The following is a 22,727-nucleotide window of genomic DNA, read 5'->3' as shown; positions in this document are numbered from 1 at the left end:
TCGCGCCCTTTCCGCTGTGCCGCCGTCGATGACCGCTACCGCCTCCGACGACTTCCTGGGCCATCCCAAGGGCGTCTACGTCTGCTTCTTCACCGAGATGTGGGAGCGCTTCTCCTTCTACGGCATGAAGGCGCTGCTGCTGCTCTACCTCACCAAGTACCACCTGTTCGGCGACAAGGCCGGGCTGGACCTGCTCGGCGCCTACGGCGGGCTGGTTTACTGCATCCCGGTGTTCGGCGGCATGCTGGCCGACCGCTGGCTGGGCATGCGCCGGGCGGTGCTGTTCGGCGGCATCCTGCTGGTGCTCGGCCACCTGGGCATGGCCTTCGAGGGCCATGCCGCGTACCGGGTGAACGGCGAAGTGGTGCGCGACACCTCGGCGCTGGCGGTGACCTACCTGTCGCTGGCGCTGATCATCATGGGCGTGGGCTTCCTGAAGCCGAACATCTCCACCATCGTCGGCAAGCTGTACGCCAAGGACGATCCGCGCCGTGACTCGGGCTTCTCGCTGTTCTACGCCGGCATCAACCTGGGCGCGCTGTTCTCCTCGCTGGTGTGCGGCTTCCTCGGCGAAGCATACGGCTGGAAGTACGGCTTCGGCGCGGCCGGCATCGGCATGCTGGCTGGCCTGGCGATGTTCCTGTGGGGCCAGAAATACCTGCAGGGCCATGCCGAACCGCCGCAGCCGGCCGCGCTGAAGCAGAAGGTGCTGGGCCTGCCGCGCGAATGGCTCATCTATCTGTGCGCGGTGCTCGGTGTGCTGCCGGTGGCGTGGCTGATGTGGGCCGCCGGCAACGGTGCCTTCGCGCTGGGCGGTGAAATCAGCCTGGCGCTGATGCTGATGCTGGTGGTGCTGGGCGGCGTGCTGGTCTGGTTCGCGTGGTTCACCGGCACGAAGTGCACACCGGTACAGCGCCAGCAGATGATCGCGCTGATGGTACTGATCTTCATGGCGCTGGTGTTCTTCACGATGTACGAGCAGTCCTACGGCTCGTGGGTGACCTTCACCGACCGCCTGCTGACCAAGGACATCGTGCCGTCGCTGGTGATCACCGGCGGTACGCCGCTGCCGTGGTCGATCATTTCACTGTTGCTTGCACCGCTGGGCTTCGTGGTCAGCGCGCGCCTGTCCGAGCGGCGCCCCGGTTCGGCCGCACCACGTGCGTTCTTCATCGGCATCGTGGCACTGATGCTGGTGCTGCTGGTGCGCGACTGCCTGGTGATTCCGCAGACCGCCGGTTCGCTGACCTATCTTGGCGGCCTGTTCCTGGTACTGCTGGCACCGGCTTTCGCCGCATTGTGGACGTGGATGGACCGCCGCGGCTGGGAGCCCGGCAAGCCGGTGAAGTCGGCATGGGGCCTGGTGATCGGTGCGCTGTCATTCGTGCCGCTGGCGCTGGCCGCGCAGCAGGTCGGCGCCACCGGTGAGATGGCCAGTGTCTGGTGGCTGGTGCTGGCCTACTTCCTGCTGGCCAGCGGCGAGATGTGCCTGTCGCCGGTCGGCCTTTCCGCAGTGACCCAACTGGCGGTGCCACGGGTGATGAGCCTGATGATGGGCACCTGGTTCCTGGCCACTGCGTTCTCGGAAACGCTGGCCGCGCTGTTCGGCAAGCTGGCGGCCATCGAGGTGCCGGAAGGCGAATCACTCGACATGGTGGCTGCCGCCGGTGCCTACGCACACCTGTTCTGGCTGCTGATGTGGATCGGCCTGGGTTGCGCCGTGCTCGCCTTCATTGCTGCGCCGCTGTTGAAGCGGATGATGCACGGGGTGAAGTAGGCCCGGTGCAGCGGCGCCCGCTCAGGGCGCCTTGGCCTCTTCCACCGATGCTGCAACCTGGGCGTTCGGCCCGCCCAGGTGCTTCGACAGGAACGCCAGCAGGCGCGTGTAGTAATCGCGCTGGCTGGCTTCGCCGTAGAAGCCATGCCCTTCGCGCGGGTAGTACACCGCTTCCACCGGCACCCCGGCCTGCTTCAGGGCTGCTTCCATCCGCTGCGTGTGCTGCACCGGCGCACGCGTGTCTTCGCGCCCGGCCGCCAGCAGCACCGGCACCGTGATCCTGGCCGCCAGGTTCACCGGCGAGACCGCTGCCAGCGCCGCGGGATCGCCGAGCCACTCATTCAGGTAGTTCACGCCCGAAGTGCGGTCCTGGATATCACCGCGCTTGAACATGAGCGGCAGGTCGTACACGCCCACATAGCCCGCGGCGCACCGGTACAACGCCGGCTCACGCACGGCGCCCATCATGGCCGAGTACGCGCCGTAGCTGGCGCCATAGATGCAGATGCGCTGTGGGTCGGCGATGCCTTCGGCAATGGCCCAGCGCGTGGCGTCGGTCACGTCATCCTGCATGGCCTGGCCCCATTGCTTCGCCGCAGCCTGGGTGTGGGCACGACCATAGTTGCCCGACCCGCGGAAATTGACCTGCAGCACCGCATAGCCGGCTGCGGCCAGCAGCTGGTTGTCACGCTCGAAACCACCATCATCGAATTCGCCGATGGGCCCGCCGTGCGGCATCACCACCATCGGCAGGCGGCGGCCGTCACTGCTTTTGGGTACGGTCAGGAAGCCGTGCAACGGCAGGCCATCGCGCGCAGCCAGGGCGATCGGACGCACGCTGGCGGCTCCGTCGCGGTCGAACCAGCGCTGGCGCGCGGTCAGGAACGCCGCTTCCCGGGTGGCGGTATTGAACATGAACCAGTCCCCGGGATTGCCGCCCGAACTGACCTTGACCAGGATGCGCGCGTTGTCACGGGTGGCCGACAGCAGGCTGACCCGCTGGCCGGGGAAGGCCTTTTCCAGCATGCGCTGGATCCGCGCGGTGGGCGACTGCTCGTCGAAGAACGCGCTGCGCGCGGTCGCTCCCACGAACTGCACGCCGACCGGCACACGGCTGCCCGGCTGGTAGATGATCGAGGCCGGGTCGACCACTGCGTCGCGCAGCAGGGTTCGCCGCTCGTCGGTCTGTGGATTCCAGCTGACCACCGCATCCGGGCCGGTGGACTGTTCGACGATGAGGTAGGCCAGGTGGTTGTCGGCGGAAAAACCGATGGGGCGTTCGATTCGGTGGCTGCTGCCCTCGTCGTTGAGCAGGGTCCAGCGCCAATCGTCCTGCCGGTAGTAGAGCTTGTTGATGTTGTCCGCGGCGGCGCCGCGGGCAAAGCGCAGCACGCCAGCGTTGTCGGTGGTGAAGGTTGCCCGCTGCACCGGCGAGCGCGAGACCAGTACGCGGCGGCCGGTGATGACGTCCATCCGCTCAAGCCGCGCGCTGGTGTCGTTGGCGAACGGCCACAGCGAGATCAGTACGTTGCGCTCGTCTCCGGCCAGCGGATCGGCCAGGAACGCCGCCACCGGCTCGACCACACGGCCGCTGACCAGGCCCGGCTCATCCGGTCGCGCGCGGTAGCCGACCAGAAGATCCCCGCGCTTGCCGTCGACATCCATCGCATAGAGCTCGCCGGTGGAGCGCGGCGCATCCAGCGCGCCCCACTTCTCGGCCAGCCCGATCAGCAGGCGATTGTCGCTCACCCAATCGACGCTGTTGGCGTGGTTGTTGCGCGGCGGCCGGAAATTGCCGACCAGTTCCATGGTGCGGGTGCGCAGCACGGCCACCGCCGTTGCCCCTTCCAGAGGCAGGGTCATGGCCAGGTACTCGCCGGTGGGCGAAAGCTGGATGTCGTTGAACTCGGCGCGCCGCAGGTAGTCGTCCAGCGCGATCTCGGCTGCGCGCGCGTGGCTGGCACCGCACAGCAACAGCAGGACGGCGAGCAGCATTACATGCTTCATGGTGTCCCCTTTCTGACCGGGCAGCCTGGCTGCCCGGCATGCCGAAGCGCGCGTCCAACGCGCGCCGATGCAGTTACGGTGCCTTGCCGCTGCCGGCCGGTGCTGCTTCGCCGGCGGTGGCCCCACCCAGGCTGCGCGACAGGAAGGCCAGCAGCCGGCTGTAGTAGGTGCGCTGGTTGGCCAGGTTGTAGAAGCCATGCCCTTCGTTCTTGACGTACAGGCTCTCCACCGGCGATCCGGCCTTCTTCAACGCCGCCTCCATGCGCTCGCTGTGCACGATCGGTGCACGCTGGTCCTGGCCCCCTGCGGCCAGGAATACCGGCACGCGCACTTGCCCGGCCAGGTTCACCGGCGAGCGCTCTGCCAGCTCATTGGGCGATCCCAGCCAGTTGCGCAGGTAGGCCAGGCCTGATTCATCGCTCTGGATATCGCCCCGGGCATACATCAGCGGCAAGTCGTAGATTCCGACATAACCGGCCGCACACTGGTAGAGACCCGGCTCGCGCACCGCGCCCATCATCGCCGCATAGGCGCCGTAGCTGGCGCCGTAGATGCAGATGCGGTCCTTGTCGGCCACGCCCTGTTCGATGGCCCAGCGCGTGGCATCGGTGACGTCATCCTGCATCGACAGCCCCCATTGCTTGCGCGCTGCCTGCATGTGCGCCCGGCCATAGCCGGAAGAACCGCGGAAATTGACCTGCAGCACCGCGTATCCGGCCGCTGCCAGCATCTGGGTCTCGACCTCGTAGGCGCCCTGGTCGGAAACACCGATCGGCCCACCGTGCGGCAGCACCACCATCGGCAGCGCACGCGCCTGGCGCCCGTGCGGGATCGTCAGGAAGCCATGCAGCGGGCGCCCATCGCGCGCCTTGACGCTGATCGGGCGGACCTCGGCGGTCAGCGCCGGGTCGACCCAGTCGCTGCGGCTGATCAGGTGCCGGGCGCTCTTGCCCACCGTGTCATACAGATAGAAGTCACCGGGATTGCGGCCTGACCAGCTCTCCACCAGCACGGTCCTGCCATCGCGCGTGCTGGAGGTGATGTAGACCGGCCCCCCCAGGCCCGCTTCAAGGCTGCGGTAGAGGCGCGCATCGTCCGAGGCGTCATCGAAGAACGCCGTTCGCGGCGCGCCGCCAAGGAACAGCGCCCCCACCGGCACGCGGCTGCCCGGGCGGCGGATGATGCGTGACGGATCGGCGGTTTCATCGCGCAGCACGGTGCGCCGCTCATTGCTCTGCGGGTCCCAGCTGACAATCGCGTCGGGCCCTTCCGCCTGCTCGACCTGCAGATAGGCCAGGCGACCATCGGCCGAGAAACCGAGCGGCACTTCGATGCGCTTGCTCAGGGCCTCGTCGTTGAGCAGGATCCACTCGCTGTTGCTGCCCGCCCGGTAGTAGAGCTTCTGCGTTCCATCGGTGACGGCAGCGCGCGCGAAACGCACCTCGCCCTGCTCATCGGTGGTGAAGTGCGCATCGGCAACAGGCGCGCGCGCCACCGCGTTGCGGCGACCGGTCATCACGTCCATGCGCTCGATCTGCGCATGCGAGTTGCCGACGAAGGGAACCACAGTGACCAGCACGTTGCGGTCGTCGTCCTTCAGTTCGTCGCTGAGGTACGCAGCGACCATGCCCGCCGGCTTGACCTTGATGTTGGTACCCAGGCTCTGGTCGGCAACCCGGTACCCGACCAGCAGCTCGCCGCCCTTGCCGTTGGCATTGATGCCGAACAGCTCGCCGGTCGGCGTGGGCCGGTCCAGCAGCCCGAGTTTCTGCGCCATGCCCACCAGCAACCGCTCGTTGCTGACCCAGTCGAAGGTATGGGCATGGTCGTTGCGTGGCGGACGGAAGCTGCCGACCATCTTCATGTCGGCAATGCGATAGATCGCCAGTGCCGTCCCGGCTTCCAGCGGTACCGTGGCGGCAACGTACTCTCCGCCCGGCGAAATCTTGATGTCGGTGAACGATTCCTGCCGCAGGAAACGATCCAGATCCAGCGTCGCCGCCGCTGCCCCGCCCGATACAGCCCCCAGCACCACAGCCAGCACAATCCTGCGCATCCTTCCCCCATGGAAAACCGGACAGCCTGTCCGGATACGCGATTCTAGGCACGTACATGCGGCGGATGCCACAGGGGCAAAAAAAAACGACGGCACCGTTGCCGGTGCCGTCGTTACCACTACCTTGGAGAGAGAGTCAGGACGTGGGTTCGGGGGGCGTGCGCCGGGTCAATGGACCCCGCGCACCGCTAACGTGAGGGCCAGGATGCTGAGGATCACGGCGATGGTGCCGTCCAGCACGCGCCAGGTACTGGACTTGGTGAACAGCGGCGCCAGCAGGCGCGCGCCCAGGCCCTGCGCGGTCAGCCACAGGCAGCTGGCGGTGACCACGCCGGCGGCGAACGCCATGCGGGCATTGCCGAAGTTCTCGGCAATCGAGCCGATCACCATCATGTCCAGCCAGAAGTGCGGGTTGATCAGCGAGAAACCGACCGCGGCCATCAGTACGGCACGGCGGCTGCCGTCATCGCTGTCAGCCTCGCCCATGCCGCCGCCTCCGGCGATCGCACGGCGCGCCGACTTCATCGCATACCAGGCCAGGAACGCCACGCCGGTCCACAGCACGGCGGTGGTCAGCCACGGCAGCGCCGAGGTGAGCGTGCGCAGGCCGGCCACGCTGGCGAAGATGAAGATGGCATCGATGGCCGCGCAGGTGGCAACCACCGGCACGATGTGCTTGCGCAGGATGCCCTGGCGCAGAATGAAGGCGCTCTGGGCCCCGACCACGGCGAACAGGCCGATGCCGGTAGCTGCACCAGAGAACCAGGCACCGAGGCCGGTGCTGGCGGAGATGACCGAGAACATGGGATGGACTGCCTTGTGTTGCTTGGGGGACGGTGCCTCGCGAAGGCGGACAGCACCGGAACGGGCGCCATTGTCGCGCCGCAACATGAAAAAGACGAGCTAAACTTCCTAAACCAACATTAGCGGAACTTAATTCGATGCGTATCGACCATGCCCAGCTGCGCGCCTTGGCCGCGGTGATCCGCGAAGGCAGCTTCGACCGCGCCGCACAGTCGCTGAATGTCACCCCTTCGGCCATCTCGCAGCGGGTCAAGGCGCTGGAGGACCGGGTCGGCCGCCTGCTGGTCAAGCGCGGCACCCCGGCCACCGCCACCGCCGAGGGCCAGGTACTGGTGCAGCTGGCCGAACAGACCGCCCTGCTCGAACACGACGCGCTGCACCGGATGGGCCTGGCCGACGGGGACCTGCCCCAGGCCAGCATTCCAGTAGCGGTGAACCACGACAGCCTGGAAACCTGGTTCCCGCAGGCCGCCTCGCAGTTCGCGCAGAGCACCGGCACCACCCTGGACCTGCGCGTGGAGGACCAGGACCACACCGTGGAACTGTTGCGCCAGGGCACGGTGCTGGGCGCGGTGACTACCCTGGACGAGCCGGTGCAGGGCTGCCAGATCCACGCGCTGGGCAGCATCCGCTACGCCGCGACCTGCACCCCGGAGTTCCGCGAGCGCCACTTCGCCAAGGGCGTGACCGCGCAGGCACTGGCGCAGGCGCCGGTGCTGGTGTTCAACCGCAAGGATGAGATGCAGTCGCGCTTTGCCCGGCGCATGGCCGGTGACGACCTGCCGAGTACCGCGCCGACCTGGTGGATTCCCTCCACCCGCGCCTTCGTGCAGGCCAACCTGGGCGGCATGGGCTGGACCATGAACCCGCTGCCGCTGGTCAAGCGGCACCTGGACGCCGGCCGCCTGGTCTACGTGCGGCAGCGCGCGTGGGAAGACGTGCCGCTGTACTGGCAGCACTGGAAGGGTGACGTGCAGACCATGGCGCTGCTGACCCGCGCGGTGCTGGACGCGTCCTCGGCGCTGATCCGGCGCAAGCGCTGAGCGGCGCTCCATGCAATCTCCACGCGTCCTCCACACCGGGTCCATGCGCGATGCGGATACTGGCGGGCCGTTCATTGCAAGGATGCCCCGCATGCCCCTCTCCGTGCGCGATGCCCGCCCCGACGATGCCGCCGCGTGCATCGACCTGCGCGGGCGTACCCGCGAGAACGCCTTCAGTGCCGCGCAGCTGGCGGAGCTGGGCATCAACGCGGAAAGCTGGGCGGCCGGCATCGCCCACGGCGAATCGATCGGCCGCATCGCCTGGGAAGGCGAGCGCATGGTGGGCTACTGCTTCGCCGACCGCGCCAGCGGCGAGGTGCTGGTGCTGGCGCTGCTGCCGGACTACGAGGGCCGTGGCATCGGCCGCCAGCTGCTGCAGGAGGTGGTCAGCCTGACCCGCGATGCCGGCCACCAACGCTTGTTCCTGGCCTGCTCGGCCGATCCGCGCTCACGCTCGCATGGCTTCTACCGCCGCCTGGGCTGGCGCCCCACCGGTGAGCTCGATGAGGCCGGTGACGAGATCCTGGAACTGCGCTGAAGCAGGGTACGGCCGGATGATCGGGCCGCATTGACCCGACGCCGCATCGCTGGGCGCGGCAATCAGTCTGCGTCGAGCACGCGCAGCTGCGCCTGCACCACCTGCGCTTCGGTACTGCCTGCACCGGGCGTCAGGTTCACCGAAAGCTGCAGGGTCACATCCATTGGGCGCAACGCGAACCGGGTCAGTTCCTGCGGCTTGATCGGAAAACCAATGCGCAGGGACTGGCCCGCACGCAGCTCCTGCATCTGATCCCGCAGCGCGGCGGCGGCCATGCCACTGCGCAGGGCAGTCGTCTTGCCGGAGTGGTTGTCCTTCACCTTCACCGAAGGACCACGACTGCGGATGTACTCCAGCGGCAATGACACCGGCTCACTGCCGCTGTTGCGCAGCTCCAGCTCGACATTGAGCGTCTGCCCACGGAAACGGCACTGGGCATCGTCCACGCAGCGCGCATGAAGTTCGATCACGGGAGGAAGCTCCTTGCTGTGGGCCGGCAGCGCGGAGGCGGCGGCAAAAGTGGCGATCAGTGAAATCACTTGACGGTACATGTTATCTCCCGGCCGATCTGGCGGCTCAGCAGCTCGCGTATCTCGCGCGCGATGTTCCAGGCATGTCGCGGCAGGGTCACGGCGCAGTCGACCGAATTCATGATGGTGGCTGCCGGGTCGGACAGCGCGCGCGAATCGGGAACGGCAACCAGCACTTCCGGATCGAGGGTACCGTCGGGCTGGAGGTAGCGCACGGTTTCCTCGTCCGGATCATTGTAGGAATACTCGTCGGGCACGCCCAGCGTATGGGCGAACTCGTGGGCGAAGGTCCACGGCGTTGTTGATACCGAGACGTCGATATCCGGAAACTCGACCTGCTCGCGGTCGTAGCTGCGGTGGATGATCAGTTTGTAGTCGCTGCCGCCCTGCACCCAGCGCACTTCGTAGCGGAGCGGGAAACTGCGGGTACCGCACTGCGGGTCGTGTATGTCCAGGGTGAAGCGGCCATTCCAGAACTGATCGATTCCCTGCTCCATGCGTGCCCGCGTCGCGGTCACTTCGGCCGTGGTGACTCCGGCCTGTGGCATCGGCTGCACCTTGATCGACACCACCACCTCGCCCTGCGCATGCAGCGGGATTTCGATGCGGTAGCTGACCGGGAAGGCGTAATCGTGCTTGTCACCGTTGACGTCGTACGCCTCGTAATAGCGTCCATCCACATCGCGATCGATCCGGGTATCGTGATCGTCCACCCAGCACTGCGGCGCCACCGGCTCTTCCGGCGCGGGCGTGCCGGGCGGTGCGAACGGCGGCGTCTGCAACGGCATCGTCTTCAGCAGCGGCGCCACGATGCCCGCCACCTTGGCCAGCGCACCCAGCGCGGCCTGCCCACCACCACCCCCACCACCGGCGACGACATGCGCCCGCTGCTGCTTGCCCGCCATCAGCGCGCAGCCGCAGCTGGCCTTGTCGCCGTCGCGGGCGACCGGCTGGCCGTCGATGACCAGGGTGCTGTCACCGGTCACGATCGAGCCGGGCCCGTGCCGGGCGCACATCACCCGATCGCCGACGCGTGCCACGGCGCGGCCTTCGATATCGGTGTGCGGGGAACCTGTCAGTACCGAACCGCCCGTCTGCAGGGCGTCACCTACCACGATCAGCATCCGTGACATCGTTGCGCGGCCACTCCATGGCCAGTAGTCGTTGCGAATCAGCCGGCAATCGTACCGCAGCGCGCACGCCAACAGGATGATGCATTGCACAAAAACCGGACCGGTTCCGGTTAGAATCGTCTCCAGGATGCCGCAAAGCGTTGTTTCTTCACGCCCTTTCCCTGCCCCATGCGCATCCTGAACTCCTCCCCTCCGCCAACGATCCCGCCCCCATGAAGAAATTTGGCAAGGCCCTGCTCGCCCTGCTCGTGCTGCTGTTGCTGGCCGCCGCGCTGTTCCTGTACTGGCCGCTGACCCAGCGTTCGGTGCCCGCCGCCAGCAACGACAAGCCCGTCGACGTTGTGCTGGTCGGCGCCGGCATCATGAGCATCACCCTGGCCACCTACCTGCAGGAACTGCAGCCGGACTGGAACATCCAGGTCTACGAACGCCTCGACGGCGTTGCCGGTGAAAGCTCCGATGGCTGGAACAACGCCGGTACCGGCCATTCGGCCTTCGCCGAGCTGAACTACACCCCGGAACTGCCCGACGGCAGCATCGAGACCAAGCGCGCGGTCGGCATCGCCGAGTCGTTCGAGGTCTCGCGCCAGTTCTGGTCGCACCAGGTGAAGGAAGGCCGGCTGAGCCAGCCGAGCGACTTCATCAACCCGACCCCGCACATGAGCTTCGTCTGGGGCGATGACAACATCGCCTACCTGCACAAGCGCCAGCAGGCCCTGGTGAAGAACCCGCTGTTCTACGGCATGCAGTACTCCGAAGATCCCAGGCAGATCCAGCAGTGGGCGCCGTTGCTGATGGAAGGCCGTGATCCGAAGCAGAAGGTGGCCGCGACCTGGATGCCGCTCGGCACCGACGTCAATTTCGGCGTGATCACCCGCCAGCTGACCACCGGCCTGCAGCGCAGCCCGAACTTCAGCCTGCACCTGAACCACGAAGTGAGCGCGCTGCGGCAGAACGCCGACAAGAGCTGGAACGTGACGGTGAAGGACCTCAAGGCCGGCACCGAGACCACCACCCACGCCCGCTTCGTGTTCATCGGTGCCGGTGGCGCCGCGCTGAAGCTGCTGCAGATGTCGGGCATCCCGGAATCGAAGGACTACGCCGGCTTCCCGGTCGGTGGCCAGTTCCTCGCCTTCCAGGGCCAGGACGTGACCTCGCGCCATGGCGTGAAGGCCTACGGCATGGCCGAAACCGGTTCGCCGCCGATGTCGGTGCCGCACCTGGATGCGCGCAAGCTGGACGGCAAGCCGGTGGTGCTGTTCGGGCCATTCGCGCTGTACAGCACCAAGTTCCTCAAGCACGGCTCGTGGTGGGACCTGTACTCCTCGGTCACCCATAACAACGTCGGCCCGATGCTGGAAGTGGGCAAGGACAACCTGGACCTGGTGCAGTACCTGATGGGCCAGGCGCGGTTGAACGATGCCGACCGCCAGGCCGAGCTGGTCAAGTACTTCCCCAACGCCAAGCCGGGCGACTGGAAGCTGGTCACCGCCGGCCAGCGCGTGCAGATCATCAAGCGCGACCCGCTGAAGGGCCCGGTGCTGCAGTTCGGTACCGAGATCGTGACCGACAAGGACCACACCCTCGCCGCCCTGCTCGGTGCCTCGCCGGGTGCCTCGACCTCGCCGCCAATCATGCTGGACCTGATGGCCAAGGCCTTCCCGCAGCAGATGAAGGCCGGTTGGGAAGCGCGCCTGCGCGAGATCGTGCCGTCGTACGGTCGCAAGCTCAACGACAGCGCCGCGCTGACCAACGAGATCCGCACGCTGACCAGCCAGGCCCTGCACCTGCCGTACCTGGAGGTGCCGGTGGATGCCAATGCCGCAGCGCCTGCACCGGCAGCAGTTCCGGCCCCGGTTACCGCCCCGGCCAAGGAAAAGCGCAACGCCAACGAGGAACTGCAGGCGCTGTAAGCCCACAGCATCCCCTGCAGTACACGGACGGACGGCCACCTTCGGGTGGCCGTTCGCGTTTGCGCGGAGGGGACCTGCCCGCTGCCACGCGCCCGAATGGCCCTGCGCATCGATGAGAATTGTAATGTTGTTAAGAATTATTTACATTTGCGCACTGCGCAGTGACCGCGCCTCTCCCAGATGGACCTGACGTGCCCGAAGCCGCCGCCCCGGGTACTGGACGACTGTTGCCGCCCTTCCCCGCCTCCACGCTTCGAGCCCACCATGTCCCCGAACCCGCATGACCGCCTGCCCCGCCGCGCGCTGCTGCCCGCTGCCCTGCTTTCGTCGTTGGCCCTGCTGTCCGCACCCAGCGCATTCGCGGCCGCCGATGGCGCTGCCGACGCCAAGACCCTGGACCGGGTCAGCGTCCGCGCCGAACAGTCGGCACCGCCGTCCAGCTCCACCCGCCTGCCGATCACCCTGCAGGAGACCCCGCAGTCGGCCACCGCGATCAGCCTGCAGCGCCTGCAGGACGAATCGCTGTTCAGCATCAACGACGTGATGCGTACCGTGCCCGGCGTCAGCGTGTCCTTCTATGACACCCAGCGCCCGCTCTACTACGCGCGCGGCTTTGCCATCACTGATTTCCAGGTGGACGGCATTCCCACCTACAGCGGTTCCACCAACCAGGAATACGACACCGCCTTCTACGACCGCATCGAAGTGATCCGCGGCGCCAACGGCCTGCTCAGCGGTGCGGGCGTGCCGTCGGCCACGGTCAACCTGCTGCGCAAGCGTCCGGGCAAGGAGTTCGACGCATCGTTCTCGGTCAGTGCCGGCAGCTGGGACTACCGCCGCATGCAGGCCGACGTGACCGCGCCGCTCACCGATGATGGCCGCTTCCGCAGCCGCGTGGTGGCCGCCTACACCGACCGCGGTCTGTACTACGACCGCTACGACGAGACCAAGATGGCGGGCATGGCGGTGCTGGAAGGCGATGTCACCGACAGCACCACCCTCACCCTGGGTTACCAGAGCCAGGACAACAACCCGACCGGCTCGACCTGGGGCACCGTCGCGTTCTTCGACAACCAGGGCAACTTCGCCCATCTCGCGCGTTCGACCAACCTGTCGCCGAAGTGGAGCTACTGGAAGCGCGAGAGCAATACCGCCTTTGCCAATCTGGAACAGCGCTTCGGCGAGGACTGGCTGCTGAAGATCAACACCGCCTACACCCGTGGCAACGTGCAGAACGTGCGCCTGTACGGCACCGGCTACCCGGACCCGAATTCCGGCGCGGGCATCTTCCTGCGCGCCGCCGCTGGCGATTCCAAGGATACGCGCCGCAACGTCGATGCCTACCTGACCGGCACCTTCCCGCTGTTCGGCCGCGACCATGACCTGACCGTGGGGGCGCAGTGGTCGGACCTGGAAGGCACCACCAATAGCGTGGCGCTGAACTTCCCGGGCGACTGGGCGACCTGCGGGCGTGAGCGCTGCTACTACATCCCCAACGTGTTCAACTGGGACGGCGACATCTCCGAAGTGACCTACAGCCGCACCGGCGCGCGTCGCGTGGCCAAGACCACGCAGAGTGGCGTCTACCTGGCCACCCGACTGCGCCTGGCCGATCCGCTGTCGCTGATTGCCGGTGCACGCCTGAGCCGCTGGCAGACCCTCAGCCGCTCGTACAACGCGGCCGGGGCCTATACCGGCACCAGCGGCGCCTACAAGGTGAGCGATGAGGTCACCCCGTACGTGGGCCTGGTCTACGAGATCACCCCGAACGTCTCGGCATATGCCAGCTACACCGAGATCTTCAACCCGCAGAACTACAAGGACCGCAACGAAAACCTGCTGGCGCCGGTGCAGGGCTCGAATCTGGAAGCGGGCATCAAGACGCAGTGGTTCGATGGCCGCCTGACCGCCAATGCCGCGGTGTTCGAGGCCAAGCAGGACAACTACGCGGTGCGTGACATGAGCGTGCCGGAAGGCACGCTGAGTGATGGCAGCTCGGCCTACATCGGCATCAACGGCACCAAGGCGCGCGGCTGGGAGATGGACGTCAACGGCGAAATCCTGCCGGGCTGGACGGTCAACGCCGGCTACACCCACGTCAAGGTGACCCGGGCTGCCACCGACCTGCTGTACGCCAACCCGCCGGAGAACCTGCTGCAGCTCAACACCCAGGTGCAGCTGCGCGGCGCACTGGAGCGGCTGAGCATCGGCGGCGGCCTGCAGTGGCAGAGCCGGGTGCAGGGCTACAACATCGCCTATCCGCTGGGTGGCACGGTGACGGTGAACCAGCCGGCGTACTCGCTGGTGCAGTTCAATGCCAACTACCGCATCAGCGACAACTGGACCGCGACGCTGAGCGTGCGCAACGCGCTGGACAAGACCTACTGGGCCAACCTGGACTACAACAACTTCGGCGAACCGCGCTTCGTGGCGGCCAGCCTGCGCTGGAAGTTCTGAGCGACCGGAAACGGTAGTGCCGGCCGCTGGCCGGCTCCAAGCGATGCATCGATGACGCGGAACCGGCCAGCGGCCGGCACTACCCCCGATCGATGCGGGTCATCTTCCATTTCAACCTGAATGGGCCCGCCCGCGCGCGGGCCCTTCTTTTTGCTGCACTGCGGGTTGCACGCCGCTCCATAATTATGTCGTAATTATCTCAACGCCAATCGGAAGCCGGTCGATGAACCCGAGCTGGGATACGTTGCAACGCAGCCGCCGGGTACGCCTGGAGCGCGCTTCGCGCTGGGCCCGCGGCCATGAGGTCGCGGCCGCCGATATCGGCGAACTGCTGCACGCGCTGCTGGAGCCGGGCGACAAGGTCTGCCTGGAAGGCAACAACCAGAAGCAGGCCGACTTCCTCGCCCAGGCACTTGCCGCCCTCGACCCGGCACGGATTCACGACCTGCACATGGTGCAGTCGGTGCTGTCACTGCCTTCGCACCTGGATGTGTTCGAACGCGGCATCGCCTCCAGGCTGGACTTCTCCTTCTCCGGCCCGCAGTCGGTGCGGCTGGCCAACCTGGTGGCCGAGGGGCGCATCCAGATCGGCGCCATCCACACCTACCTGGAACTGTTCGGCCGCTACTTCATCGACCTCACTCCGCGCGTGGCGCTGATCGCTGCGCAGGCCGCCGACCGGCACGGCAACCTCTACACCGGCCCGAACACCGAAGACACCCCGGTAATCGTCGAGGCCACCGCCTTCGGTGGCGGCATCGTGATCGCCCAGGTCAACGAAATCGTCGACACCCTCCCCCGCGTCGACATCCCTGCTGACTGGGTCAACTTCGTGGTGCAGGCGCCGCGCCCGAATCACATCGAACCGCTGTTCACCCGCGATCCGGCACAGATTTCCGAGATCCAGGTGCTGATGGCGATGATGGCGATCAAGGGCATCTACGCCGAGTACGGCGTCAACCGCCTCAATCATGGCATCGGCTTCGACACGGCCGCCATCGAGCTGCTGCTGCCGACCTACGCCGAATCGCTCGGGCTGAAGGGAAAGATCTGCCAGCACTGGGCCCTCAATCCACACCCGGCGTTGATTCCGGCGATCGAATCGGGCTTCGTCAGATCGGTACATTCATTCGGCTCCGAACTGGGCATGGAGAAGTACATCGCCGCACGAAGCGATGTGTTCTTCACCGGCGCCGATGGCTCCATGCGCTCCAACCGCGCGTTCTCGCAGACCGCCGGCCTGTATGCCTGCGACATGTTCATCGGCTCGACCCTGCAGATCGACCTGCAGGGCAACAGCTCCACCGCCACGCGCGACCGCATCGCCGGCTTCGGCGGTGCACCGAACATGGGGTCGGATGCGCGCGGCCGCCGCCACGCCAGCGACGCCTGGATCAAGGCTGGCCAGCAGGCCGCCCGTCCCGGCGAAATGCCACGCGGGCGCAAGCTGGTGGTGCAGATGGTGGAAACCTTCCGCGAACACATGGCACCGGCCTTCGTCGATCGCCTTGATGCCTGGGAACTGGCCGAGCGCGCCGGCATGCCGCTGCCGCCGGTGATGATCTACGGCGACGATGTCAGCCATGTGCTGACCGAGGAAGGCATCGCCAACCTGCTGCTGTGCCGCACGCCGGAAGAACGCGAACAGGCGATCCGCGGCGTGTCCGGCTATACGGCGGTCGGCCTGGGCCGCGATCGCGCGATGGTGGAGAACCTGCGCGACCGTGGTGTCATCCGCCGCCCGGAAGACCTGGGCATCTCCGTGCGTGATGCCAGCCGCGATCTGCTGGCGGCACGTTCAGTGAAGGATCTGGTGCGCTGGTCCGGCGGTCTGTACGACCCGCCCAAGCGCTTCCGCAACTGGTAAGGGGCTGAGCATGGAAACCCTCGACTATCGATTCGAAGGACGCACCCCGGTGCAGTTCCCGCGCGATGCGGTGCTGGTCGGCGTGTTGGCCTCGGGCAACCTGGAAATCCTGCTGGAGCCGGCAGAGCTGGAGGGCGCGATGTCGGTCCGCATCGTCACCGCCGCGCAGGGCTTCGGCCGCGTATGGGAGGCGGTGATCGGCGATTTCGCGCATCGCCATCCGCTGCGCGATGTGCGCATCTCGATCAACGACGCCGGCGCCACCCCGGCGGTGGTCAGCCTGCGCCTGGACCAGGCGGTGGAAACCCTGCTGGCCGGAGGCACGCCATGAGCCACGTCCAGCGCCACAGCTACTACGAAGCCGATGCGCGCGAACGCATTGCCGGGCTGGTCGATGCGGGTTCGTTCCGCGAGTTCCTGGGCCCTGCGCGACGGATGATGAGCCCGCATCTGGCACAGCTCGACCAGCCAGCCGCATTCGACGATGGCATCGTCGTCGGCGAAACCACGATGCGCGGCAAGCGCGTGCTGCTGGCCGCGCAGCAGGGTGAATTCATGGGTGGCGGTGTGGGCGAAGTGCATGGCGCCAAGCTGACCGGCCTGTTGCGCCGCGCAGCGGCGACCCGCCCCGATGGGGTGTTGCTGCTGCTTGATACCGGCGGCGTACGCCTGCACGAAGCCAATGCCGGCCTGATTGCCATTTCCGAGATCATGCGCGCCACCCTGGATGCACGCGCTGCGGGCGTCCCGGTGGTCGCGCTGATCGGTAGTGGCAACGGCGCGTTCGGTGGCATGGGCATCGTTGCCCGCTGCTGCAGCACGGTGATCATGTCCGAGGAGGGCCGGCTGTCGCTGTCCGGGCCGGAGGTGATCGAAACCGTTCGCGGCGTGGAAGAGTTCGATTCCCGCGACCGCGCGCTGGTCTGGCGGGTAACAGGCGGCAAGCACCGCTACCTGATCGACCAGGCCCAGGTGCTTGTGCCCGATGCCATCGGGGCGTTCGCGCAGGCGGCATTCGATGCGCTGCTGGCGGACACCGCCAGCACCGATGCCGATGCCGCACTGAATGCCCTGCAGGCACGTCATGCCGCATTGAAAGCACGCGTGCAGGCCTGGGGCGGATGCCGGGATGGTCTTGAGATCTGGTCGCTGCTGGGCATCACCGAACCCGAGCGGCTGCCGCTGCTGGACACCGACGACTTCCTCGCCGTCACCGCTGACCGGAGCCTGCCATGAGCCTGCCCCTGCACGCGTTGCTCGATGCCCTGTTTCCGCGTGGCCACGCCGTTGCCGTGGAGGACTCGGTGCTGACCGGAACCGCCAGCACCGACGACGGCGAGGTGACCGTGATCGGCACCGCCGACAAGCTCGAAGTGGGCGTGGACCACGCACTGGCACTGGCCGAAACCGTGCTGGCCAGCACCGCCGCGCATCCCCATCGACCGATCGTGATGCTGGTCGACACCGCCGGCCAGCGCCTGGCACGCCGCGACGAACTGCTCGGCATCAACGGCTGTTTCGCGCACCTGGCGCAGACGCTGGATCTGGCCCGCCGCCGTGGCGCCCGCCTGGTCACCCTGGTCTACGGTGAATCGGTGAGCGGTGGGTTCCTGTCCTTCGGCCTGATGGCCGACCACATCCATGCCCTGCCCGATGCGCAGGTGCGGGTGATGGACCTGCGCGCGATGGCGCGGGTGACCAAGCAGCCGCTGGAGAAACTGCAGGCACTCAGCCAGAGCTCGCCGGTATTCGCGCCGGGCGTGGAGAACTACGTGGCGATGGGCGCGGTGGATTCGATCTGGGGCGGCGACCTGGCCGCACACCTGCTGCAGGCGCTGCGCACGCCCACCGATGGCGACCGCCGCGCCGCGCGGGGTGCCGAACGTGGCGGGCGTCGCCTGGCCGCAGCGGTGGCCACTGCAGTGAGCCAGGGCGATGCCTGAGCGCTTGCCCCGGCATACGCTGGTCTGGCTGTCGGCACACGCGGCCTGGCAGGCGGACATCGCCGCGCATGAGGCGCGCTTGGCCAACTGGTTCGCGCAGGGCCTGCCGGCCATCGTCGCCCGGCGTGCCGCCGACGATGCCGATCCCCGGCTGCGCCTGGGCGTACCGCTGCCGCCGGCCGAGGGCAAACTGCGCCTGGCCCTGCGCGTGCCGGTGCGCGATGTGCTGCGCACCGCACCGCCACCATCACTTCATACGGTGCTGGAAGGCAACGTTGCGCAGGACTGGCAGCGCCCCCTTCAGGCACTGCACGGCATCGCTGCGGCGCATGTATTCGGTGCCTTCGCGTGGCAGCACCTGACCGGCCTGCACTATGTGCACGCGCGCTCGGACATCGATCTGCTGTGGAGGATCGACACCAGCGCGCAGGCCGATGCCCTGGTTGCACGGCTGCTGGCCTGGGAGACCGAACACGGCCGCCGGGTCGATGGCGAACTGTGCCTGTCCGGCGATGCCGCCGTGAACTGGCGGGAGTACGCGGGACGCAGCCGCGAAGTGCTGGTCAAGCGCCACGACGGCGCCGCCCTGGAACTGCGCGAGTCCGTGTTCGCCCCCGCCGGGGTGACCGCATGAGCGCCGTCGCGCAGCCGACTGTCCGACCGGCAGCTGCCGCGGACAGCGCGCGCCTGGGGCGTCTGGCCGTCGCCAGCCTGCACGCGGAACTGGCGCTGGCGCCCAAGCCCGGGCTGGTCACTCCATTCGACACCGGCAGCCATCACGACATGCACGCCGGCACATTCCTGCGCAGCCTGTTCGCGCTGCGCCACTATTTCGCTGCCGTGGCCCACCTCGGTGCAGCCGGGGCGGACTTCGATGCCCTGCGCCGGTGCGGCATCGCCGCCGAAGCGGCGATGCTGCGCGCGACCACCGGCATCAATACCCATCGTGGCGCGATCTTCAGCCTCGGCCTGCTGGTCGCAGCCGCCGCTGCCTGCCGCTCCCGCCTGGGCCATGCCACCAGCGGTGAGCGGGTCTGCCTGGAGGTACGTCGCTGGGCGGGGGACTTCGCACATGCCCCGCTGGATGCAGGCAGCCCAGGCCAACGTGCGCGCGCCCGGCACAACGTGCCCGGTGTGCGCGAACACGCCGCTGCAGGTTATCCGCTGCTGCGCGAGGTGGCATTGCCCATCCTGCGTCATGCGCTGGCCAATGGCCTGTCACGCGAGGCCGCGATGTGCCACACGCTGATGCAGCTGGTCGCACACACCGAAGACCTCAACCTGCTGCATCGCGGAGGCGCTGAAGGCCTGCGCTGGGCACGGCAGCAGGCCCACCGTTTCCTGGCCGACGGCGGGGCCTTCGCGCACGATTGGCGGCCGCGCCTGCAACAGATCGCCGATGCCTTCGTCGTGCGTCGCTTGAGCCCCGGCGGCAGCGCCGACCTGCTCGCCTGCAGCGTGTTCCTGTTGCAGCAGGAGGGCTCATGAGCCTGGCCCTGCTCTGTCCCGGACAAGGCGCACAGCATCCGGCGATGTTCGATCGCGTGCGCGGCCTGGCCGCCGCACAACCACTGCTCGATGCCACCGGTGAACTGCTGGGCCGCGATGTGTTCGCCGCTGCGGCGGCCGACGACCGTTTCGACAATGTGCAGGCGCAGCCGCTGCTGTGCGCAGCCAGCCTGACGCACTGGCAGGGCCTGCGCGAGGTGTTGCCGACGCCGACGGTGATCGCGGGCTACAGCATCGGCGAGCTCGCCGCGCACGCCATCGCCGGCAGCTTCGACACCACCACCTGCCTGGCACTGTCCGCGCAGCGCGCGCGCCTGATGGACGCCGCCAGCCCCCGCGATGCCGGGCTGCAGGCAGTGCTGGGGCTGGACCGCGATGCCACGCAGCGGTTGTGCGACACGCATGGCGCCTTCATCGCCATCGCCAATGGCCATGACCACTTCATCGTGGGCGGTGCACAGCCGTCGCTGCACGCGTTGGCGGCAGACGCGCAGGCCTGCGGCGCGGAAATCCGTCCATTGCCGGTCCATGTGCCCGCACACACGCCGCTGCTGGCCGGTGCGGAAGCACCGTTTGCCGCAGCGCTGCGGGCCGCGCCGGTGCATGCGCCGCGGCTGCCCCTGCTGGCCGGCGTCGATGCCCGCCCGGTGCGTGATGGCGCCGCCGTGGTGCACACGCTGTCGGCGCAGCTGGCACGGACCATCGAGTGGGCGCAGGTGATGCGCCAGGCCTTCGAGCGCGGCGCACGGGTGTTCCTGCAGCTGGGCCCGGGCAGCGCGCTGGCGCGCATGGTCGCGCCGTCCTATCCGTGCTGCGAAGTGCGCGCGGTGGAAGAGTTCCAGAGCCTTGAGGGTGCCGCGGCGTGGGTCCGCAGTGCGCTGGAGCGGCTGCAGTAACGGGTTCGAGCAGTACGTATCACGCAACACGCCGTACGTCGCCTTACCCCGGGATGGCGGGTCTCCATCCGCGCTGTACGTGAGTCACGTGTCTGGGAGGGCGCATGAGTCCACAAATCGCAACGATCATCGGCCTGGTGATCATGTTCATCGTCGCCACGGCAATGCCGATCAACATGGGTGCCGTCGCTTTCGCGCTTGCTTTCATCATCGGCGGGCTGTGGGTCGACATGGGAGGCAAGGAGGTCCTGGCCGGCTTTCCAGGCGATCTGTTCCTGACCCTGGTCGGCATCACCTATCTGTTCGCCATCGCGCAGAAGAACGGCACCATCGACCTGCTGGTGCACTGGGCAGTGAAAGCGGTGCGCGGCCATATCGTGGCCATTCCGTGGGTGATGTTCGTGATCACCGCGGTGCTCACCGCGTTCGGTGCGCTGGGCCCGGCCGCGGTCGCCATCATCGGCCCGGTCGCCCTGCGCTTTGCCAAGCAGTACAACATCAATCCGCTGATGATGGGCCTGCTGGTCATTCATGGTGCGCAGGCGGGCGGCTTCTCGCCGATCAGCGTGTACGGCAGCATCACCAATGGCGTGGTGCAGAAGGCCGGGCTGGAAGTAACCGAGATGGCGGTGTTCCTGACCAGCCTGGGCTTCAACCTGATGATGGCGACGATCTGCTTCTTCGCCTTCGGTGGCATCGCCCTGCTGCGACGCGGCTCGATCACCGCAGCGGGAACGGTCGGCAATGCCGAGCTGGCGATGGCCGGCGGCCCGCAGGCATCGTCGCGCCAGTTTGCGATCGAAGGCCATGGCGCGCTGGTTGCTGCCGGCGGTGGCACCCTGTCCAATGATCCGGTGGCACTGGATGCGGTGAACCTGACCCGCGAGCGGCTGTTCACCCTGATCGGCCTGCTGGGCCTGGGCGTGGCCGCGCTGATCTACAACCTCAACGTCGGCCTGGTCTCGATCACCGTGGCGGTGGTCTTGGCGCTGCTGTCGCCGCAGAGCCAGAAGGGGGCGGTCGATGGCATCAGCTGGTCCACCGTGCTGCTGATCTGCGGCGTGGTGACCTACATCGGCGTACTGGAACATGCCGGTGCGGTGGACTTCATCGGCAATGGTGTATCCGATATCGGCATCCCGCTGCTCGGTGCACTGCTGGTCTGCTACGTCGGTGGCATCGTCTCCGCATTCGCCTCGTCGGCCGCCGTGCTGGGCGCCACCATCCCGCTGGCGGTGCCGTTCCTGATGCAGGGCCACCTCAGCGCGGCCGGCGTGATCTGTGCGCTGGCGGTGTCATCCACCATCGTCGATGTCAGCCTGTTCTCGACCAATGGCGCACTGGTGGTGGCGTCGGCCGCCAAGGAAGAACGCGAGACCCTGTTCCGCCGCTTCCTGGTCTACAGCGGCCTGGTGGTGGCATTGGGGCCGCTGCTGGCCTGGCTGGTATTCGTGGTGCCGGGCTGGATGTAACCACTCAACGGTAGTGCCGGCCGCTGGCCGGCAATCCCATGAAGCCATCCCGCAATCATGGGTTGCCGGCCAGCGGCCGGCACTACCTGGCGGTACACTTCCACCATGGCCATTGCCCCTGCTCCACGGTCCCCGAAGAAGCGCGCCCCTCTGTATGAAGAGGTGGCCGAGCATGTGCGCGAGCGAATCTACGATTACCGGCTGCCGCCGGGTGAGTGGATCGACGAGCCCGCGCTGTGCGAGGAACTGGGCATCAGCCGCACCCCGCTGCGCGAAGCGCTGAAGCTGCTGGCCGCCGAGGGCCTGGTGCAGATCGATGCCGGGCGTGGCGCGCGGGTCACCCGGCTCACGCTGGAAGACCTCAACCAGCTGTTCCCGGTGATGGCGATGCTGGAAGGTCGCTGCGCGCATGAAGCTGTCAGGCATATCGACGATGCCGGCGTGCAGCAGCTGGAAGCGTTGCACGCGGCGATGGAAGCGGCGGCGGCCGAGGGCAACATCGCCGAGTACTACCGCAACAACTACCTGATCCACGAAACCGTGCAGCACTACGCCGGCAACCCGTGGCTGATCCGCATCACCCATGACCTGCACCGCATCCTGAAGATGCATCGCGGCCGCCAGCTGCTGACCCCGGGCCGTACCGCGCAGTCGCTGGCCGAACACCGCGAACTGATGGAGTGCTTCCGCCGCCGCGACGCGCAGGCCGCTGAACGCACCATGGAGCGCCATCTGCTGAGCCAGGGCCAGGCATTGGCTGCCTATGTGGCAGCGGGCGGGCT

Annotated in this window: 19 protein-coding genes; 14 read left to right on the top strand and 5 right to left on the bottom strand. The window is 67.4% G+C overall.

The window, feature by feature from the left end; genetic code table 11:
* Window positions 1–28 precede the first annotated feature (28 nt).
* A complete protein-coding gene (locus N7590_RS16005) occupies window positions 29–1,777 on the top strand; it encodes an oligopeptide:H+ symporter (RefSeq protein WP_164241670.1) in 1,749 nt (582 codons plus the stop codon).
* A gap of 21 nt (window positions 1,778–1,798) precedes the next feature.
* Here N7590_RS16005 and N7590_RS16000 read toward each other — a convergent pair whose 3' ends face one another.
* The 3 genes from N7590_RS16000 to N7590_RS15990 form a co-directional block, all read right to left on the bottom strand.
* On the bottom strand, window positions 1,799–3,784 hold the full coding sequence (locus tag N7590_RS16000) for a prolyl oligopeptidase family serine peptidase (RefSeq protein ID WP_164241669.1): 1,986 nt from the start codon (window positions 3,782–3,784) through the stop codon (window positions 1,799–1,801).
* Between the two features lie 73 nt (window positions 3,785–3,857).
* Window positions 3,858–5,840 (bottom strand): S9 family peptidase, encoded by a 1,983-nt coding sequence (locus tag N7590_RS15995; protein WP_164241668.1) that lies wholly within the window; start codon window positions 5,838–5,840, stop codon window positions 3,858–3,860.
* A gap of 168 nt (window positions 5,841–6,008) precedes the next feature.
* Window positions 6,009–6,644, bottom strand: a complete 636-nt coding sequence (locus tag N7590_RS15990; RefSeq protein WP_164241667.1) for a LysE family transporter — start codon at window positions 6,642–6,644, stop codon at window positions 6,009–6,011.
* A gap of 137 nt (window positions 6,645–6,781) precedes the next feature.
* Here N7590_RS15990 and N7590_RS15985 point away from each other — a divergent pair, with 137 nt between their 5' ends.
* Both N7590_RS15985 and N7590_RS15980 read left to right on the top strand, forming a co-directional pair.
* Complete coding sequence (locus N7590_RS15985; protein WP_053510223.1) at window positions 6,782–7,687, top strand: LysR family transcriptional regulator ArgP; 906 nt, start codon at window positions 6,782–6,784, stop codon at window positions 7,685–7,687.
* Between the two features lie 91 nt (window positions 7,688–7,778).
* Window positions 7,779–8,225 (top strand): GNAT family N-acetyltransferase, encoded by a 447-nt coding sequence (locus tag N7590_RS15980; RefSeq protein ID WP_164241666.1) that lies wholly within the window; start codon window positions 7,779–7,781, stop codon window positions 8,223–8,225.
* Window positions 8,226–8,287: 62 nt separating this feature from the next.
* Here N7590_RS15980 and N7590_RS15975 read toward each other — a convergent pair whose 3' ends face one another.
* On the bottom strand, window positions 8,288–8,695 hold the full coding sequence (locus N7590_RS15975; protein WP_148564940.1) for a hypothetical protein: 408 nt from the start codon (window positions 8,693–8,695) through the stop codon (window positions 8,288–8,290).
* Window positions 8,696–8,760: 65 nt separating this feature from the next.
* The gene (locus N7590_RS15970) at window positions 8,761–9,879 is read right to left on the bottom strand and encodes a PAAR domain-containing protein (protein ID WP_239544305.1); all 1,119 of its coding nucleotides are present in this window, start codon (window positions 9,877–9,879) and stop codon (window positions 8,761–8,763) included.
* Window positions 9,880–10,100: 221 nt separating this feature from the next.
* Between N7590_RS15970 and mqo the strand changes: the two genes are divergently transcribed.
* From mqo to N7590_RS15915, 11 genes are all read left to right on the top strand, one after another.
* Window positions 10,101–11,801, top strand: coding sequence for a malate dehydrogenase (quinone) (gene mqo, locus N7590_RS15965; protein WP_164241664.1), 1,701 nt, complete (start codon window positions 10,101–10,103; stop codon window positions 11,799–11,801).
* Between the two features lie 264 nt (window positions 11,802–12,065).
* A complete protein-coding gene (locus N7590_RS15960; RefSeq protein WP_164241663.1) occupies window positions 12,066–14,258 on the top strand; it encodes a TonB-dependent siderophore receptor in 2,193 nt (730 codons plus the stop codon).
* Window positions 14,259–14,481: 223 nt separating this feature from the next.
* A complete protein-coding gene (mdcA, locus tag N7590_RS15955; RefSeq protein WP_279935724.1) occupies window positions 14,482–16,125 on the top strand; it encodes a malonate decarboxylase subunit alpha in 1,644 nt (547 codons plus the stop codon).
* A 10-nt stretch (window positions 16,126–16,135) separates the two neighbouring features.
* Complete coding sequence (gene mdcC, locus N7590_RS15950) at window positions 16,136–16,456, top strand: malonate decarboxylase acyl carrier protein (RefSeq protein WP_053510234.1); 321 nt, start codon at window positions 16,136–16,138, stop codon at window positions 16,454–16,456.
* On the top strand, window positions 16,453–17,361 hold the full coding sequence (locus N7590_RS15945) for a biotin-independent malonate decarboxylase subunit beta (RefSeq protein ID WP_164241661.1): 909 nt from the start codon (window positions 16,453–16,455) through the stop codon (window positions 17,359–17,361). Before mdcC ends, N7590_RS15945 begins: the two co-directional genes overlap by 4 nt.
* Before the next feature lie 2 nt (window positions 17,362–17,363).
* The gene (mdcE, locus tag N7590_RS15940; RefSeq protein ID WP_204275115.1) at window positions 17,364–18,068 is read left to right on the top strand and encodes a biotin-independent malonate decarboxylase subunit gamma; all 705 of its coding nucleotides are present in this window, start codon (window positions 17,364–17,366) and stop codon (window positions 18,066–18,068) included.
* Entirely contained in the window at window positions 18,061–18,702 is a 642-nt protein-coding gene (gene mdcG / locus N7590_RS15935) for a malonate decarboxylase holo-[acyl-carrier-protein] synthase (protein WP_164241659.1), read from the top strand. Before mdcE ends, mdcG begins: the two co-directional genes overlap by 8 nt.
* Window positions 18,699–19,556, top strand: coding sequence for a triphosphoribosyl-dephospho-CoA synthase MdcB (gene mdcB, locus N7590_RS15930; protein ID WP_164241658.1), 858 nt, complete (start codon window positions 18,699–18,701; stop codon window positions 19,554–19,556). The genes mdcG and mdcB overlap by 4 nt, the downstream gene beginning before the upstream one ends.
* Window positions 19,553–20,473: a malonate decarboxylase subunit epsilon gene (mdcH, locus tag N7590_RS15925; RefSeq protein WP_164241657.1), complete on the top strand. Its 921-nt coding sequence runs from the start codon at window positions 19,553–19,555 to the stop codon at window positions 20,471–20,473. The genes mdcB and mdcH overlap by 4 nt, the downstream gene beginning before the upstream one ends.
* Window positions 20,474–20,577: 104 nt before the next feature.
* On the top strand, window positions 20,578–21,945 hold the full coding sequence (locus tag N7590_RS15920) for an SLC13 family permease (protein WP_279935723.1): 1,368 nt from the start codon (window positions 20,578–20,580) through the stop codon (window positions 21,943–21,945).
* A gap of 105 nt (window positions 21,946–22,050) precedes the next feature.
* Window positions 22,051–22,727: GntR family transcriptional regulator (locus N7590_RS15915; protein ID WP_279935722.1), on the top strand; the 677-nt coding region annotated here is incomplete at its 3' end.

The organism is Stenotrophomonas sp. GD04024, from assembly GCF_029837545.1.
GTDB classification, from domain to species: Bacteria; Pseudomonadota; Gammaproteobacteria; order Xanthomonadales; family Xanthomonadaceae; genus Stenotrophomonas; species Stenotrophomonas forensis.
Note: the sequence above shows the minus strand (reverse complement) of the source record. Positions and strands in the feature narration are given on the sequence as shown.

Excerpts from the sequence above, each read along its gene's own strand:
- mdcG (WP_164241659.1), top strand. The coding sequence starts at position 18,061 with ATGCCTGAGCGCTTGCCCCGGCATACGCTGGTCTGGCTGTCGGCACAC.
- N7590_RS15920 (WP_279935723.1), top strand. The coding sequence starts at position 20,578 with ATGAGTCCACAAATCGCAACGATCATCGGCCTGGTGATCATGTTCATC.
- mdcC (WP_053510234.1), top strand. The coding sequence starts at position 16,136 with ATGGAAACCCTCGACTATCGATTCGAAGGACGCACCCCGGTGCAGTTC.
- mdcA (WP_279935724.1), top strand. The coding sequence starts at position 14,482 with ATGAACCCGAGCTGGGATACGTTGCAACGCAGCCGCCGGGTACGCCTG.
- mdcB (WP_164241658.1), top strand. The coding sequence starts at position 18,699 with ATGAGCGCCGTCGCGCAGCCGACTGTCCGACCGGCAGCTGCCGCGGAC.
- N7590_RS16000 (WP_164241669.1), bottom strand. The coding sequence starts at position 3,784 with ATGAAGCATGTAATGCTGCTCGCCGTCCTGCTGTTGCTGTGCGGTGCC.
- N7590_RS15970 (WP_239544305.1), bottom strand. The coding sequence starts at position 9,879 with ATGCTGATCGTGGTAGGTGACGCCCTGCAGACGGGCGGTTCGGTACTG.
- N7590_RS15960 (WP_164241663.1), top strand. The coding sequence starts at position 12,066 with ATGTCCCCGAACCCGCATGACCGCCTGCCCCGCCGCGCGCTGCTGCCC.
- N7590_RS15990 (WP_164241667.1), bottom strand. The coding sequence starts at position 6,644 with ATGTTCTCGGTCATCTCCGCCAGCACCGGCCTCGGTGCCTGGTTCTCT.
- N7590_RS15945 (WP_164241661.1), top strand. The coding sequence starts at position 16,453 with ATGAGCCACGTCCAGCGCCACAGCTACTACGAAGCCGATGCGCGCGAA.
- N7590_RS15980 (WP_164241666.1), top strand. The coding sequence starts at position 7,779 with ATGCCCCTCTCCGTGCGCGATGCCCGCCCCGACGATGCCGCCGCGTGC.
- N7590_RS16005 (WP_164241670.1), top strand. The coding sequence starts at position 29 with ATGACCGCTACCGCCTCCGACGACTTCCTGGGCCATCCCAAGGGCGTC.
- mqo (WP_164241664.1), top strand. The coding sequence starts at position 10,101 with ATGAAGAAATTTGGCAAGGCCCTGCTCGCCCTGCTCGTGCTGCTGTTG.
- N7590_RS15985 (WP_053510223.1), top strand. The coding sequence starts at position 6,782 with ATGCGTATCGACCATGCCCAGCTGCGCGCCTTGGCCGCGGTGATCCGC.
- N7590_RS15995 (WP_164241668.1), bottom strand. The coding sequence starts at position 5,840 with ATGCGCAGGATTGTGCTGGCTGTGGTGCTGGGGGCTGTATCGGGCGGG.
- mdcH (WP_164241657.1), top strand. The coding sequence starts at position 19,553 with ATGAGCCTGGCCCTGCTCTGTCCCGGACAAGGCGCACAGCATCCGGCG.